13 protein-coding genes and 2 pseudogenes are annotated in these 15,553 nt (G+C 73.4%); 5 read left to right on the top strand and 10 right to left on the bottom strand.

The features are described from left to right. Positions 1–212: 212 nt before the first annotated feature. From GV126_RS24535 to GV126_RS24525, 3 genes and pseudogenes are all read right to left on the bottom strand, one after another. Complete coding sequence (locus GV126_RS24535) at positions 213–2,213, bottom strand: ATP-dependent DNA helicase (protein WP_159670632.1); 2,001 nt, start codon at positions 2,211–2,213, stop codon at positions 213–215. A gap of 94 nt (positions 2,214–2,307) precedes the next feature. Continuing rightward, on the bottom strand, positions 2,308–3,132 hold the full coding sequence (locus tag GV126_RS24530; protein WP_159670629.1) for a GNAT family N-acetyltransferase: 825 nt from the start codon (positions 3,130–3,132) through the stop codon (positions 2,308–2,310). 370 nt (positions 3,133–3,502) lie between these two features. Next, positions 3,503–4,693: pseudogene (locus GV126_RS24525) on the bottom strand (IucA/IucC family protein); the annotation flags it as partial. 364 nt (positions 4,694–5,057) lie between these two features. On the opposite strand from GV126_RS24525, the gene GV126_RS24515 reads away from it, so the two are divergent. The 4 genes from GV126_RS24515 to GV126_RS24500 all read left to right on the top strand — a co-directional run bounded on the left by GV126_RS24515 (position 5,058) and on the right by GV126_RS24500 (position 8,191). Continuing rightward, the gene (locus GV126_RS24515) at positions 5,058–5,720 is read left to right on the top strand and encodes a hypothetical protein (RefSeq protein WP_185946735.1); all 663 of its coding nucleotides are present in this window, start codon (positions 5,058–5,060) and stop codon (positions 5,718–5,720) included. Between the two features lie 260 nt (positions 5,721–5,980). Beyond that, the gene (locus GV126_RS24510; protein ID WP_236570090.1) at positions 5,981–6,217 is read left to right on the top strand and encodes a hypothetical protein; all 237 of its coding nucleotides are present in this window, start codon (positions 5,981–5,983) and stop codon (positions 6,215–6,217) included. A 174-nt stretch (positions 6,218–6,391) separates the two neighbouring features. Next, positions 6,392–6,862, top strand: a complete 471-nt coding sequence (locus GV126_RS24505) for a DUF5994 family protein (RefSeq protein ID WP_236570089.1) — start codon at positions 6,392–6,394, stop codon at positions 6,860–6,862. A gap of 135 nt (positions 6,863–6,997) precedes the next feature. Continuing rightward, on the top strand, positions 6,998–8,191 hold the full coding sequence (locus GV126_RS24500; RefSeq protein WP_159670619.1) for a PP2C family protein-serine/threonine phosphatase: 1,194 nt from the start codon (positions 6,998–7,000) through the stop codon (positions 8,189–8,191). 53 nt (positions 8,192–8,244) lie between these two features. Here the strand turns inward: GV126_RS24500 and GV126_RS24495 are convergent, their stop codons facing one another. Both GV126_RS24495 and GV126_RS24490 read right to left on the bottom strand, forming a co-directional pair. After that, a complete protein-coding gene (locus tag GV126_RS24495; RefSeq protein ID WP_185946734.1) occupies positions 8,245–8,727 on the bottom strand; it encodes a DUF5994 family protein in 483 nt (160 codons plus the stop codon). A gap of 322 nt (positions 8,728–9,049) precedes the next feature. Next, the gene (locus GV126_RS24490; RefSeq protein ID WP_185946733.1) at positions 9,050–9,592 is read right to left on the bottom strand and encodes an MOSC domain-containing protein; all 543 of its coding nucleotides are present in this window, start codon (positions 9,590–9,592) and stop codon (positions 9,050–9,052) included. 145 nt (positions 9,593–9,737) lie between these two features. On the opposite strand from GV126_RS24490, the gene GV126_RS36635 reads away from it, so the two are divergent. Next, the gene (locus GV126_RS36635) at positions 9,738–10,184 is read left to right on the top strand and encodes a hypothetical protein (protein WP_236570088.1); all 447 of its coding nucleotides are present in this window, start codon (positions 9,738–9,740) and stop codon (positions 10,182–10,184) included. 46 nt (positions 10,185–10,230) lie between these two features. Here the strand turns inward: GV126_RS36635 and GV126_RS24480 are convergent, their stop codons facing one another. From GV126_RS24480 to GV126_RS24460, 5 genes and pseudogenes are all read right to left on the bottom strand, one after another. Then, entirely contained in the window at positions 10,231–11,058 is an 828-nt protein-coding gene (locus tag GV126_RS24480) for a GNAT family N-acetyltransferase (RefSeq protein WP_236570087.1), read from the bottom strand. 250 nt (positions 11,059–11,308) lie between these two features. Continuing rightward, positions 11,309–12,724: pseudogene (locus tag GV126_RS24475) on the bottom strand (sensor histidine kinase); the annotation flags it as partial. After that, entirely contained in the window at positions 12,725–13,474 is a 750-nt protein-coding gene (locus GV126_RS24470; protein WP_159670610.1) for a response regulator transcription factor, read from the bottom strand. A gap of 263 nt (positions 13,475–13,737) precedes the next feature. Next, a complete protein-coding gene (locus GV126_RS24465; RefSeq protein WP_159670607.1) occupies positions 13,738–14,358 on the bottom strand; it encodes an FMN reductase in 621 nt (206 codons plus the stop codon). Continuing rightward, positions 14,355–15,482 carry an LLM class flavin-dependent oxidoreductase gene (locus tag GV126_RS24460; protein WP_159670604.1) on the bottom strand — a complete coding sequence of 376 codons (1,128 nt, stop codon included), beginning with the start codon at positions 15,480–15,482 and terminating at the stop codon, positions 14,355–14,357. The genes GV126_RS24465 and GV126_RS24460 overlap by 4 nt, the downstream gene beginning before the upstream one ends. Positions 15,483–15,553: the final 71 nt, after the last annotated feature.

The raw sequence follows: 15,553 nt of genomic DNA, 5'->3' as shown, positions 1-15,553 counted from the left end.
TCGATGGGCCTGAGGGACTCGATGTCCTGTCTGACTCGACGCCCTGCCGTGCCTCGGTGCCTGCCGTCCGCCCGGTCTCAAGGCGTGTGGGGTCGCGGGGTAGCCTGACCCGGCTGCGGGTCAGGCTACCCCGCGACCACGGCCACCCCCGCGACCACGGCCACCCCCGCGACCACGGCCAGCGCCACGACCACACCGGCGCCGGGGGACGGTCATGTCGCCGACGCCGCCGCCTCCGGCTGCTGTTCCGCCTGCCGGGCCGCGGCATCGATGGCCGCCAGCGACCTGCGCACCTGACTGCGGTCGGTGGTGTACCAGAAGTCCGGCAGCGACGCCTTCAGATAGCTTCCGTACCGCGCCGTGGCCAGCCGCGGATCCAGTACGGCGACCACCCCGCGATCGCCCGAGGCCCGTACGAGGCGCCCCGCGCCCTGCGCCATCAGCAGCGCCGCGGGGGTCGCGGCGACCGCCATGAACCCGTTGCCGCCCGCGTCCTCGACCGCCTTCTGGCGGGCGCTCATCAGCGGGTCGTCGGGGCGCGGGAACGGGATCTTGTCCATGACCACCAGCTGGCAGCTGGGGCCGGGCACGTCCACACCCTGCCAGAGGGAGAGCGTGCCGAAGAGGCACGTCCGCGGGTCGGCCGCGAAGTTCTTGATCAGCTCCCCGAGGGTCTCCTCGCCCTGCAGCAGGATCGGGTACTGGGGGATCCGGCCGCGCAGCTCCTCCGCGGCGAGCTGGGCCGCGCGCATGGAGGAGAACAGTCCGAGCGTCCGCCCGCCCGCGGCCTGGATCAGCTCCGTCAGCTCGTCGAGCATGTCCGCGCGGTCGCCGTCCCGTGCGGGGCGGGCCAGATGCTTGGCGACGTACAGGATGCCCTGCTTGCGGTAGTCGAAGGGCGAACCGACGTCCACGCCCTTCCAGTGCGGCGTGTCGTCGCCCTCCGAGCCCTCCGGGGCCAGCCCGAGCGAGGCGGCGACCCCGTTGAAGTCACCGCCGAGCTTGAGGGTCGCGGAGGTCAGGACGACGGAGCGGTCCGTGAACAGCTTCTCCCGCAGCAGGCCGGACACGGACATCGGGGCCACCCGCAGCGAGGCGCCGAAGCGGTCGTGCCGCTCGTACCAGACGACGTCCCATTCGGAGCCGTTGGTGATCCGCTCCGCCACGTCGTGCACGTTCTCCACGGAGGCCAGTGCCTGCTTGCGGACCGCGTCCTCGTCCTGGACCGACTTGTCCCGGGTGGTACCGAGGGCCGTGATGACGGTGCGGGCGGCGTCGCGCAGCGCCATGAGCGCGTACCCGAGGTCCTCGGGGATCTCCTCCAGGCGGCCGGGCAGGGCCAGCTCCATCAGCCGTTCGAAGCCCTCGGCGGCTGTCTGCAGCTGGTCGGCGGCCTTCTCGTTGACGAGTTTGGCCGCGCGGCGCACCGCGCGGTTGACCTGTCCGGGGGTGAGTTCGCCGGTGGCGACGCCGGTCACCCGTGAGACCAGCTCGTGCGCCTCGTCGACGATCAGCACCTCGTGCTGCGGGAGGACCGGGGCGCCCTCGATGGCGTCGATCGCCAGCAGCGCGTGGTTGGTGACGACGACCTCGGCGAGCTTGGCGCGCTCGCGTGCCATCTCGGCGAAGCACTCGGCGCCGTAGGCGCACTTCGTGGCGCCCAGGCACTCGCGGGAGGACACCGACACCTGGGACCAGGCCCGGTCGGAGACCCCGGGGGTGAGGTCGTCACGGTCGCCGGATTCGGTCTCGTCCGCCCAGTCCCGCAGCCGCAGCAGGTCCTGGCCCAGCTTGCTGGTGGGCGCCGCCGCCTCGAACTGGTCGAACAGGCCGTCCTCCTCGTCCTGCGGGACGCCCTCGTGCAGCCGGTGCAGGCACAGGTAGTTCGACCGGCCCTTGAGCATCGCGAACTCGGGACGGCGCCGCAGCAGCGGATGCAGCGCCTCGACCGTGCGCGGCAGGTCGCGCTCCACGAGCTGGCGCTGCAGGGCCAGCGTGGCCGTCGCCACGACGACCCGCTCCCCGTGGGCCAGCGCGGGCACGAGGTAGCCGAGGGACTTTCCGGTGCCGGTCCCCGCCTGGACCAGCAGGTGCGAGCCGTCGTCGATGGCGTCGGCGACGGCTTGGGCCATGGTCACCTGGCCGGGGCGCTCCGTACCGCCGACGGCTGCGACGGCGGCATGCAGGAGTTCGGGGAGAGAGGGCTTCGTCATAGCTCGACCACCCTACGGCTCGGGACTGACAAACGGGCGACCGAGCCCGGGACATGCGCAGCGGCACAGGACGCGCGCCCCGCCGGCCGGGTCCTCACAGCACCTCGCGCAAGGACCGGTCGCGGATCATGAGAGCGGCCCGCTTGTCGGGCAGGTCCACCTCCGCCGAGAACCGGAACCCGGCGGTCAGGAAGGCGGCCACGGAGGGCGTGTTGCGCAGGTCGGGCTCCGCCACGACACGGGAACAGGCGAAGCGCCGGTCGAGGACGAGGTCGGCCACGGCACGGAGCAGCGCGCTGCCGATCCCTCGCGCGCGGTCGGTGACGCTGCCGATGAGGAGGTGGACGCCGGTGTCGTGGGGCCGGGCCGGGTAGTGGCGGGCCAGCGGGTCGAGGTCGGCCCGGTAGATCTCCCAGTAGCTCATCGGCCTGCCCTCCAGCAGTCCGAGGCAGGGCACGCTGCGTCCGTCACCGTCCAGCTGCGCGCGCAGATGGGCCTCGGTCACGCTCTGGTCCCCGGCCAGCTGCCAGAACTCGGCCACGGCGGGGTCGTTCATCCAGCGGCTGATGACCGGAAGGTCACGTTCGATCCGGGCCGGGACCAGCTGGAAGGAGCCGACGGGGGTGCGCCGCGCACCCCAGCCACCGACGCCGTCCAGGAGATCGGGCGTGGGCAGCGTGCCGATCCCGGTGATCTCGGCGTGGAGCGAGCCGAAGCCGTCGGGCAGCCGCATGTCGAGCGTGTCCTCGCCGTCGGTGCCCGTCCCGGGCGGCTCGGTGCGGGAACGGGTGCTGGTCTTCGGGAGGTCCTGGTCGGGCCGGCTCGGGGTGGTGCCGGACGGGGCGTCCTCGTCGGGACGGCAGGGGACGGTGCCGGCCGGGGCGTGCCGGGTGGCGGCGCCGGCGTCGGTGGGAGCCATGACGTGCTCCTCTCGAAAGGGAACTAAGGGGCGGAAGGGTGGGGAAGGAGGAAAAGGGTGGACGGAAGATTGAGGGGTGGACGGAGGGTTGAAGGGGCGTGGCGGACGGTGTGAGGCGGTGCGGCAGGGCGACGCGTGGTCCTCACGGACGCAGGGAGGTGCGGCCGGTCGGCACGCGGGCCGGGCCCGATCGACACGGCTCAGCACGCGGCGGACGTCGGTCGAGGGACCCTGGGGACACCTGTCGTCCGAGGACCCGCGGTACGTCGGTCGCTCGGGGATTCCGAGGACGTCGGTCGCTCCGGGGCCCGGTCGGCGTCGGTCGTTCGGAGCACGTCGGTCGCTCCAGGGCCCGGTCGGCGTCGGTCGTTCAGGCGTGCAGGGGGTTGGCGATGGTGACGTAGACGGACTGGGTGTCGACCGGGCCGACGAGTTCGTCCAGGCCGTGCAGCCGGGTGAGCAGGTTGGCCTTGCAGCGCAGGACCGGTGAGTCGAGCAGGCGGGCCGGCAGGGTGGAGCGCGTGGGGGCCGGGCCGCGGGCCGCGTCCTGGAGGAAGCGGCGGAAGGCGGCCAGGAGCAGGCGCTCGTCGGCGAGCCGCTGCGAGCCGAAGGCGCCGATGAGACCGAAGACGTTGTTGACGGCCAGGTAGTAGGCGAAGCGTTCGTCGGTGACCTCGTCCGGCACGAAGGTGTCGCTCCGCTCGCCGATGCCGGGCAGCCGGGCGTCGAGTTCGGCGTGCCGGGAGGCACGGAAGTAGTAGCCCTGGTTGTCGCGGTAGCGGCCGCCCGCCGGCCAGCCGTCGGCGTCCAGCAGGAGCAGGGTGTTCTGCTGGTGGGCCTCCAGGGCGATGCCCGCTGCGCCGTCCAGCCACAGCACGGGGCGCACCACCTGTTCCAGGTAGCGCAGGAACCACTCGACGGCCACGGCCGCACGGGGGCGCCCCGTCCGGGCGGCCAGGTGCGCGACCACGTCCGCCAGCCGCGAGCGCAGGGCGAGTGGGGCCCCGGACCGCTCGTGGTCCGGTGGCTCCCCGACGGCTCGTGCGCCGCCGAGGCGGTCCGGGCCGGCCGGCGGGCGGGGGCGCGGGGCGACGAGTCCGGCGACGCACGAGACGTCGTCCGTCGGGCGGAACGGGTTGTGCCGGATCAGCACGTCCACTCCGGGCACGGGCGTTCCGTCCGGGTCGTCGACGGCCAGCCAGGCCGGGTCACGGACGATGTCGAAGCCGGGGTGCGCGGCCCGCCACTGCGCGGACAGGCCGCCGCGCAGCAGCCGGTGGACCTCGACACCGCGGTGCAGTTCCTTGCGGAGGTTCTCCCGGCGGGAGTTGGTGATGCGCACGGCCAGCGACAGTTTGAGCATGGCGGGCGCGCCGGTGCGGTGGACGGTCCGTACGGAGGAGGTGGGGCTCCAGGCGGGACCGTGGGGGCCGAGGTCACGGAGTCGGCCGGTGTCGAGCAGGGCCGCCGTGTCCGCACGGTGCCGCAGCTCGCGCATCTGCCACGGGTGCAGGGGCAGGGCCGGGGGGCCGCCCGGGCGCGACAGCCCCGGGGCGGCGAGGGGCGGCGGACGTCGGACGGACGCAGGGCGCAGGAGCGCGGACATCAGGCGGACGCAGGGAGGCGCACCGCACGGTCATCGGGCGGACGCCGGCCGGTGGCTTCGCGGACATCGGACGGACGCCGGCGATCCCGCTCGATGTCCGGCGACGCGGCGGAAGCCCCCAATTCCCCCCGGCCATCTGAGAAACTGGACGCCTCGTACGTATGGACAGGGCGAAGGGTCGTGTCGAGGGCCGCGCAGGTCCCCGTGGGCAGATGGTGTCAGGCACGTTTCGGCGTGCGGCCGTGGGGGAGGTCACTGACACGATGATCGGGTTGCGCGGCCCCGGCCACGCAGCCTAGAAAAGCAGTCGGGTGGAGATATGCATCGCGGTGGCGGACTGGGCGAGGGGACTGACGACCTGGGTCCTCGACGTGCCCGGCGGGGAAGGCACCGGCGCGACGCGGAGGAATCTGCCGAAGCACGTCAGGAACAGGGTGCCCCGAGTGACCCCGAGCGGCTCGACCGGCGGATCGATCACCGGATCGATCACCGGCTGGACCGCCGGACGGACCGCCTGAGGGCGGGGAGCAGGAATGGTGGTCGGGTGGGGGTGACGTACAAGTACTTCGGCGCGCCGGACGGCGCGACCGCGGCCCGCGTCCCGATCTCGATGCGCCCCGAGGAACTCGGCGGCGACGAGCTGGGCATGAACGGCATGTTCACCAAGATCAAGCCGGAGACCATGGCGGCCATGGTGCTGACCGGCATCGAGGGCGTCCCCCTGCACAAGGTGCCACCCCTGGAGCTGGTCGTCCTGCACCCCGACTACGCGGTCGTCAAGCTCCCCATGACGGTCGTCGACCCGCTGCGCGGCGTCGGCGAGGAGGCGGTCGGCGCCGCCGCCTTCATCTGGTCCACGGTCCCCGACCGCGGCGGCCCGCGCGACGCGTTCAACGTGTACCAACTGCTGCACGAATGGCAGGACTTCAGCCACCGGCTGCACGAGGCGGGGCATCAGCCGTATTGCCTGGTGTGGCCCTGAGCCGGGGTTTCTCGGGTGGTGGGCGGGGTCCTCGGGCAGGGGTGCCGGAGGACGTGCATCCCGTCCTCCGCTTCCAGTCGCCCCCGGGTGAAGACGCTCGCCGCCAGGGACCGCCGCCTCAGCGGCGGACCTGACGCCGCCAGGCGGGTCTGACGCCCCCCGCCGGGGCCGCCGGCGGTTGCGGCCGACGTACGGTTGAAGTACCGAGGGCAATCCAGCGGCTCACCTCCCACGCACGGTTCGTCGTCCTCACCCAGGTGGTGGCCCACCCGCACGGTCAGCAGCGGGACATCGCCCGCCGCCTGCAGCAGCGTCTGCTCACCGACCTGCACTCCTCCCTCGGGATCACCCTGCTGCACCCCGGCGACCGGGCGGGACAGGCCGCCTTCTCGTCCTGGGGCTGGCAGAACATGGGCGAGGTCGTCGGGCTGCCCGGCCCCATCGACCCCTGCGTGCTGACCCTGTCCGTCGAAGGGCGTCCTCCGGCCCGCCCGTGATGCGCCACGGGAGCGACGAGCCGGCGGTCGCGCCGGCTGCGCGCCACGCCGCCCGCGACGGCCGGGGGTAGCCTGGCAAGTACCGAGAACTTCCGGGCGCACGACCACGGCCGCGCCGTTCCCGGCGAGTGACAGACACGGGCAGCCGGATACCGCCCGGAACGGGACCGCACGATGAACTCCACGACCCATCCCGCCGAAGATGCCGCGCCCGCGTACGGACACTCCTACCGGATGCCCTTGCCCCGGCTCGCCCTCGCGCCGGACGCCGGCCACGGCCCGCTGGACGGCGCCTGGTGGCCACGCTGCGACGCGCTCGAACTGGAGCTGCCCGCGCTGGTCGGCTCCTTGGACCCGGGCGTCGGCACCGTCACCCGCGTGACCGTGGGGACCGCCGCCTGGCCCGATGCCCCGCGGCGGGTGATGGCGCCGGGGCATGTGATCGAGGTGGCCCTGAGCGACGACGACGCCGAGACGCATGCCATCACCGTGGACTGCGGCACCGTGGGGCGCTGGCAACTGCTGCTGACCGCCGCCTCCGACCCCGAAAACCCCTGGCCGGCCCCGCGCCTGACGGCACTCGCCGAGAGCGGCCTGGACGGACACGGCACACGGAAGCCGGAAGGAGGGACCGGACTCAGGTAGGCAGCCCGCCCCGGCCGGCCCCGCGTGACCGGCGGGTCCGGGGGTCCACGACCCCGTGATGGAGCCATGGCACCGACAGATCCTTTGTCCTCCCGGCCCACCCCCGGCGCGACGCGGACCACGGCAGCTGAGGGGATGCCGGCAGGACGGCGCGCGGACCGCTCCGAGAGCTTCGGGGAGGCTCTCCTCGGGCAGATCCTCGACAGCGCGCACGAACTGCCGCCCCATCTCATCGGGCCCCTGGTCGCCGACGTGGTGCAGCGGCTCGGTGGCCGCCGACCGCAGGTGCTGTTGCAGGACTACGGCCAGCTGCTGCTCGTACCGCTGCCCGGCGAGGGCCTGACCGGCGGGGAACCGCACGTGATCGACCACTCCCAGGCGGGCCGCTGCTTTCTCGACGCGGTCCCCGTGGAGCTGTCCCAGGAGGACGGTGTGCGGGTCCATGTGCCTCTGCTGGACGGCGGTGACCAGGTGGGGGTCATGGCGGTGACGCTGGACAGGGTCGACGACGACGACCGCCGCCTGCTGCACAGGCTCTCCGGCCTGGTGGCCGACCTGCTGGTGACCAAGCACGGATACTCCGACCTGTTCTTCGGCGTGCGACGCCGTGAGGCGATGAGCGTCGCCGCGGAGATCCAGTGGTCCCTGCTCCCACCGCTCGCGATGATCATGCCCAAGGTCGCCGTGGCCGGGATCCTGGAACCCGCCTACGACGTGGGCGGCGACAGCTTCGACTACGCGCTCAACGACGACATCCTCCACGTGGCCATGATCGACGCGATGGGCCACGGACTGGACGCGGCCGCGATGGCCACCGTGGCCATCGGCGCCTACCGCCACGCCCGCCGCGCCGGCATCGGGCTGGCGGAGATCTACGCCTTCATGGACCGTGCCGTGGCAGAGCAGTTCGGTCCCGAGCACTTCGTCACCGCGCAGATGATGCAGCTGGACACGACGACGGGACAGGTGCACTGGGTCAACGCCGGGCACCCGCCGCCGATCCTGATCCGCGACCACCGCGTCGCGCAGCGGCTGATCGCCCCGACGACCCTCCCCGTCGGCCTGGGTGGTCCGGTGCCTCAGGTCAGCGAGCTGGGGCTGGTGCGCGGGGACCGCGTCCTCTGTTTCACCGACGGAGTGATCGAGGAGCACACGAGCGGTGGGGAGGAGTTCGGGGAGCAGCAGCTGATCGACTGTGTGAACCATCTGGAAAGGACCGGCCGCGGCATTCGGGCGGTGACGCGGTCCCTGTCCCACACGCTCAAGCAGGCGCGGGGCGGACGGACCAGCGATGACGCCACGCTGCTCATGGTGGAGTGGCGCGGCTGACCTCCCCCGCCCTCCGGCACCCGTTCCGCCGGTCGCGCCCGGCGGCGCGCCCGTCAGCCCGACGGGCCGCGGCCGCTCCCGGTGTCGACAAGGATCTGTTCCGCCTGGCGGACGTTGTCTGCCCGGACCGCCTGGGCCATCGCGGCGCGGGCGCCGTCCGGCGCGGCGTCCGGCGGGACCACCAGCAGCGAGAAGAGGTCCCGGTCGCCCCGGGTGATCAGGATCGTGTCGTCGCCGACCGGGAAGGAGTCGATGTGCACCACGCGGTCGTCCACGACGATGCGGGTCGGGAGACCCTCCCAGGCCGCGGTGTCCAGCCCCACGCGCGTCACCGGGCCGAGGTGGGCGGTGAGGGCGCTCAGCAGTGCGGGCAGCTCAGCCGTGACGTCGCGCGAGCGCGGCCACCACGCGCCGTCGAGAACACCTTCGCGCGAACCGGTCGTCTCCAGCCGGAGAAGCGCACACCCCGGCCGCAGGGCCTCGTCGATGCCGCTGGGCAGATGCCCGGGAACAGGTGAGGTATCGGAGCCGGTCATGACGTCCACCCGTCTGCAGCGCCGGTGCGACGACGGCGAACTCCGCCTCGCACCTGCCACGTTACTCCTGGAAACCCGGGGGTACGGCGGCGCTGACCCCGCGAGCGCTACCGAGAGGGGGTTTCCACAGGTCCATTCACCTTTCACCGGGCAACCCGCGGTCGGCCCCGCCCCTCGCGTGCACTGCGCGAGCGGCAGGACGTCAGCCACCGGCTGCACGAGGCGGGACATCAGCCCGGTTGCCCGGTGTCGCCCTGAGCCGGGGTCTTCAGGAGTCGGCGGCCGGGCGGGCTCCCGGGCGGAGGGCGTCGGTGAGCCGGGGTCAGACCCGTTCGAGCGGGCGGTGCGGCTCGGCGGGGAGTTCGGCCCGGATCGGGTCGCCGGGACGGACCTCGCCGCCGTGCACGACGATGCTCATGATGCCCGCCTTGCGGACGACGTTGCCGTCCTCGTCGCGGCGCACCACCTGCTTGAGCAGCCCGGACCGGAAGGAGTCGATCTGCAGGCAGGGATTGCGCAGGCCGGTGACCTCCACGACCGCCTCGGCACCGATGTGCAGCAGCGTGCCGACGGGCAGGCCGAGCAGGTCGATGCCGCTGGTCGTGATGTTCTCCCCGAGGTCCCCGGGGGAGACCTCGTACCCCGCACGGGCGACCTCGGCGAAGAGTTCCTCGTGGATGAGGTGCACCTGGCGCAGGTTCGGCTGCGTGGGGTCCTGGGCGACGCGGGAGCGGTGCTTGACCGTCACCCCGGCGTGGACGTCCCCCTCCACGCCGAGCCCGGCGAGCAGGGTGATGCTGTCCCTGTTCGGCTTGGTGAACGAGTACGTGCCGTTGCTGCTGACCGCCTTCACGGTTGCGCCCATGTCGTGCCCCCTCCTCGGCTGCTCGGGCAGACGCGCCCGAATCGATCCTATGCGCGAGGGGCAGCCGCATGGCCGGTTTCGTCCTCGGACGGGGCACTACGTACTGTAGGGTCCGGCTCGCCGTCCATCCGTCCACGGGGGATCCATGCAGGAAGCACACTGTCCGCGCCCGTCCTCCTCGTCCGGTGAGGAGGACGGGAACGGGCTCGCCCCTACCGTCGCGGTCCTCGTCGTGAGTCTGGCCGTCGCGGCCATCGGCGTGTACGAGCTGTGCGGGTTCGGGCTGCACAGCCTCAATCCGCGGCCGCACCTGTTCAACAACGGGTTCGCCACCGCGGGAGTGATCGTGGCCACGGTGGCGGCCGGTGCCGCCTTCGGCAATCTGGCGTGGCTGCTGACGGCCTCCCGCAGGCGGGCAGCCCACCCCACCACCGGCACCGGCACCGGCACCGGCAACGGCAACGGCAACGGCAACGGCAACGGCAACGGCAACGAGAGCGTCGGTCTCGCCCAGGACGACACCGGACAGAGCGGGGAGGACGCCACTTCCGGGGTCGGTTCCTCCGGTGCCGTGCGCGCCGGCGGGGAGTGAGCGTCCGTCCCCGGTCCGGCCCTGCCGGATCCCGCCGGACGGCGCCTCAGCCGGCCCGGCCCGCCGCCCCGAACAGCCGCGCGCGCATTCCGGCCCGCTCGTACGCCCTGACGGCCGGGGTGTTGTCGGCGTCCACCATGAGCGCGGCGCGCCCGTACCGCCGTACGAGCGCGTCGATGACGAAGGCCGAGACGGCCGCCCCCAGCCCGCGGCCCCGCGCCCGCGGATGCGCGACCACCCCGGCGAGCAGCCCGCACCCGGCGGCCGACCAGGCGTCCGCGGCCACGGCCAGGAGCCTTCCGCCCCCACCGTCTGCGTCGCCGTCGCCGGCACGCTCGCCGTCGCCCTCGCCCGCGCCGTCGGGCCGTTCCGTCGCGTACACCCCCGCCCAGCGGCGCACCCCCGGCCGACCGGGCTGCGCGTAGGAACCGGGGAAGAAGCGGTCGAACAGCGTCTGCGCCTGCCGTTCGCCGCCCGCGTCCAGCCAGCCGAGGCGCAAGCCGGGCGCGTGGACCGGCTCCGGCGCGGTGCGCGTCTCCATCCAGTGGAAGGGGGCCCCGCCCGGCTCCAGCCCGTCGATCTCCCGTATCAGGGCGTCGATCAGCTCGGCGTCACCGAAGGGCCGGTAGGTGGGTCCGACCTCGGCGAGCACCTCGCGTACGAGCGGCACCGCGTCCGCCGGGCGGCCCGCCACGGCGATCCGGTCCCGCCCCGACAGCGCCGGACTCGCCACCGCCGTGGCCGTTCCCCGGCGGCGGATCCGCACCCCCGGACCCGGCCGTCCCTCGGGTGTCGCCTGCGCGGCCCACACCAGATGCCCGGTGTCCCCCTGGAGGTCCGCCTGGTCCAGGCCGTCAAGCTCCCCGTGCCGCACTCGTCGTCCCTCCGCTGTCGTGCGGTCCTCGGGGGCCTGCTTCCGGGTCCCCGTCGCGCACCCGGTCCGGCCCCCATACCCGCTCCGGACCCCCCGCCGGATCATGATCCCAGGCTCGTTCCCCGGACAGCTCCCGGTCCCGGTCCCACGCCCGGTCACGGTCACGGTCCCACGCCCGCTCCAGGTCCCACACCCGGTCCAGGTCACGTTCCCTGTCCCGGACCCGCTCCCGGTCCCGTCCGCCGTGCTGTTCCGTGCCCGCGCCCACCGTGAAGCCGATCACCGCCCCGCCGCCCTCGCGTCCGAAGGCGAACGGCGCTCCGCCGTGCGCCAGCGCCACCTCCCGCACGATGGACAGCCCGAGGCCGGAACCGGGCTGGGAGCGGGCGTCGGGGGCGCGGTAGAAGCGGTCGAAGATGCGGAGCAGATCGCCCGCGGCGATGCCGGGGCCGCGGTCGAGGACCTCGACGCGCACGGTGCCGGGCAGGGCGGGCCCGGAGACGGCGATCTCGATGGGCGCGGTGCCGCCGCGGTCGAACTTCGCGGCGTTCTCCACGAGGTTGGAGATCGCCCGCTGGAGCCTGCCGGGGCGGCCGTCGGCCGTGGTGTCGCCGCTCGCGCGGACCAGGATGTCGCGGCCGGTGCGGCGGCGGGCGAGACCGGCCACCTCCTCGGCGATGTCGGCGAGGTCGACGCGCTGGGGCGGCTCGGTGTCGGACTGCCCGGCGGCCAGGTCGACCAGCTCGTTGACCAGGTCGGTCAGTTCGCGGGCCTCCTGGGTGAGGTCGGCGACCAGTTCGTCGCGGGTGGCGGGCGGCAGCTCGTCGATGCGGCGCAGCAGGGAGATGTTCGTGCGCAGGGAGGTCAGCGGGGTGCGCAGCTCGTGCCCGGCGTCCTGGACCAGCCGGCGCTGGTCCTCCTCGGACTGGGCGAGCCGGCCCAGCATCCGGTCGAAGGCGCGGCCGAGGCGGCCCACCTCGTCGTAGCCGGTGACGGGCACCTGGATGCCGAGCTGCCGGGTGCGGGCGACGTCCTCGGCGGCCGAGGTGAGGACCACCAGCCGGCGGGTGATGCGCCGGGCCAGCCACCAGCCGCACAGCCCGGCCGCGATCACCACGATCGCCATCAGGACGAGGGTGCGCTGCTGCAGTTCCCGCAGCAGGTCCTCGGTGTCGCTGAACTCCTGGGCGACCTGTACGGCGCCGCGGCCGTCGCCGAGCGCGACGGTCGCGACCCGGTAGACGTCGTCGCCGACGGTCACGTCCTTGTACTCGAGGGTCTTCCCGGCCGCGCCGGCGGCGGCGACGGCCCGGTCCTCGGCGGTGACGGGCAGCTGCGGGCTGCCGTGGTCCACGATCTGCCCCTGGGCGCCGAGCACCTGCACGTCGGTGCGGCTGGGCCGGACCACCTCGTGGCCGGGGCGGGAGGAGGAGAAGTCCTCGGGGACCCGGTCGTAGCGCCGCACCTCGTCCTGGACGTCCTGCACGACCTGCGTGAACACCGACTGCTGGTCCACGCGCACCAGGCGGGCGGCGGAGTTGTAGGACAGGATGCCGACGACGACGGTGACGGCGGCGGTGACCACGGCGAACGTCACCGCGAACGTGGTGCGCAGCGACGACAGCCGGGGCCGCGGCCGGGCCGGCAGCCGCGCGAGGCGGCCCACTCAGTCCTCCCGCAGCACGTAACCGACCCCGCGGACGGTGTGGATCAGCTGCGGCGCGCCCGGCTCGTCGAGCTTGCGGCGCAGGTAGCCGACGTACACGGCGAGGTTCTTGGAGCCGGGGCCGAAGTCGTAGCCCCAGATCCGGTCGTAGATGGTGGAGTGGTCCAGGACGATGCCCGCGTTGCGGACCAGCAGTTCCAGCAGTTCGAACTCGGTGCGGGTCAGCTCCACCTCGCGCGTGCCCCGCCACACCCGGCGGGCCTGCACGTCCATGCGGATGCCGGCGGCTCCGATGTGCCGCTCGGGAGTCTGCGGGCCCTTCGCCGGGGCGTCGCCGCCGGCCGCGGGGGTACCGGACGCGGCGGTGCCGGCGGAACCCGCGGGGCTGGTGCGGCGCAGCAGGGCCCGCAGCCGGGCGAAGACCTCCTCGACGTCGAACGGCTTGACGACGTAGTCGTCGGCGCCGGCGTCCAGGCCGGCGATCCGGTCCGCGGTCTCCACCAGCGCGGTGAGCATGAGGATCGGGGTGCGGTCGCCCTCGGCGCGCAGCACCCGGCACACCTGCAGCCCGTCGATGCCCGGCATCATCACGTCCAGGACGAGGACGTCCGGCGGGTTCTTGTGCGCCTGCGCGAGTGCTTCCACCCCGTCGGCGACCGCGGTCACCTCGTAGCCCTCCAGGGTCAGCGCCCGTTCCAGGGCGTGACGGATGGCGCGGTCGTCTTCGGCGAGCAGCACAGTCTGAGGCACGCGTCCAGTCTGCCAAGGCGGCAGCGGTGCCGCCCGGGCGCTCGGGCCTACGATCCCGCTTTTTCCCCGCCTCTCACCGGCGGGGACGCGACCGGGAGCGGCCGGCCGCCTACGCTGCTGTCACCGTCGGCCGTCCACGGTCCTCTCCCCGCCGGCCGACGGTGCCGGCCCGGGCGCCAGTGCTTTCCGGTCAGGCGCGGTGCCCGCCGGTCGTCCCCCGCACAGGGGCGCGGTGCCGCCCGTCAGGGGCGCGGTGCGCCCCCTCAGGGGCGCAGTGCCGCGAGCTGTTCCTCGAAGGGGACCACCGCCAGGTCGTCCCCGGAGCGCTGCGCGCCGGGGGCCGGCTGCCGGGCGGGCGCCCCGGTCATGAGCGCCGCGAGTTCCCCGGCCGCCCGGTCGATGCGTTCCGGCAGGCCCTCGGCGCCCCAGTCCTCGGAGGCGGCGTAGACGCCGGTGGGCGCGACCACGGCCCGCAGGTACGCCAGCAGCGGGCGCAGCGCGTGGTCCAGGACCAGGGAGTGCCGGGCGCTGCCGCCGGTGGCGGCGATCAGCACCGGCTTGCCCGCCAGCGCGTCCCTGTCCCACGCCCCGAGCACGTCGAAGAAGGACTTGAACAGTCCGCTGTACGACGCCGAGAACACCGGGGTGACCACGATCAGCCCGTCCGCACCGGTCACCGCGTCCAGCGCGGCGGCCAGGTCGGGCCCGGGGAAACCGCTGGTGAGGTGGTGCGCGATGGCGACGGCGAGGTCGCGTACCTCGATCCCCCGCACCTCCGCGCCGGTGCGCGCGGCGACGGCCTGGGCGAGGCGGTCGCCGAGCAGCCGGGGGGAGGACGGCACGCTCAGCCCCGCCGAGACGACGACGATCTTCCGCTCGCTCATACGGTGCTCGCCTCCTGGGAGTCGCTCCGGACGGTGGGGGAGTCCTGCTGGGCGTCCTTCGCGGCCAGCAGGGACGCGTGGGTCGGCGCGTCGGGCACGTCGGCCGGGCGGCCCTTGGCGAACTCCGCGCGCAGCACCGGTACGACCTCCTCGCCGAGCAGGTCGAGCTGCTCCAGGACCGTCTTGAGCGGCAGCCCGGCGTGGTCCATCAGGAACAACTGGCGCTGGTAGTCGCCGGCGTACTCGCGGAAGGACAGCGTCTTTTCGATCACCTGCTGCGGCGAGCCCACGGTCAGCGGGGTCTGGGCGGTGAACTCCTCCAGGGAGGGCCCGTGGCCGTAGACCGGGGCGTTGTCGAAGTACGGGCGGAACTCGCGCACCGCGTCCTGGGAGTTCTTCCGCATGAACACCTGGCCGCCCAGGCCGACGATCGCCTGCTCGGGCGTGCCGTGCCCGTAGTGGGCGTACCGGGTCCGGTACAGCTCGACCATCCGCTTGGTGTGGTCGGCGGGCCAGAAGATGTTGTTGTGGAAGAACCCGTCGCCGTAGTACGCGGCCTGCTCCGCGATCTGCGGGGAGCGGATGGAGCCGTGCCAGACGAAGGGCGGTACGCCGTCCAGCGGGCGAGGCGTGGCGGTGAAGCCCTGGAGCGGCGTACGGAACTTGCCCTCCCAGTCCACGACGTCCTCGCGCCACAGCCGGTGCAGCAGGGCGTAGTTCTCGATGGCCAGGTTGATGCCCTGGCGGATGTCCTGCCCGAACCAGGGATAGACCGGGCCGGTGTTGCCGCGCCCCATCATCAGGTCCACCCGGCCGTCCGCGAGGTGCTGGAGCATCGCGAAGTCCTCGGCGATCTTCACCGGGTCGTTGGTGGTGATCAGCGTGGTGGAGGTGGACAGGATCAGCCTCTGCGTCCGCGCGGCTATGTAGCCGAGCATGGTGGTCGGGGACGACGGCACGAACGGCGGGTTGTGGTGCTCGCCGGTCGCGAAGACGTCCAGGCCGACCTCCTCGGCCTTCAGCGCGATGGCGACCATGGCCTTGATGCGCTCGCGCTCGGTCGGCGTCCGGCCGGTGGTGGGGTCCGGCGTGACGTCGCCGACGCTGAAGATCCCGAACTGCATGGTCGCTCACCCTCCATGTTGTTGAGCATTCAACTATAGCGGGTGAACCATCCCCGGGCCTCGGGTATTCC

This window comes from Streptomyces mexicanus, assembly GCF_902506575.1.
Lineage (GTDB): Bacteria > Actinomycetota > Actinomycetes > Streptomycetales > Streptomycetaceae > Streptomyces > Streptomyces mexicanus.
This window is presented reverse-complemented; position numbering and strand designations above follow the sequence as displayed.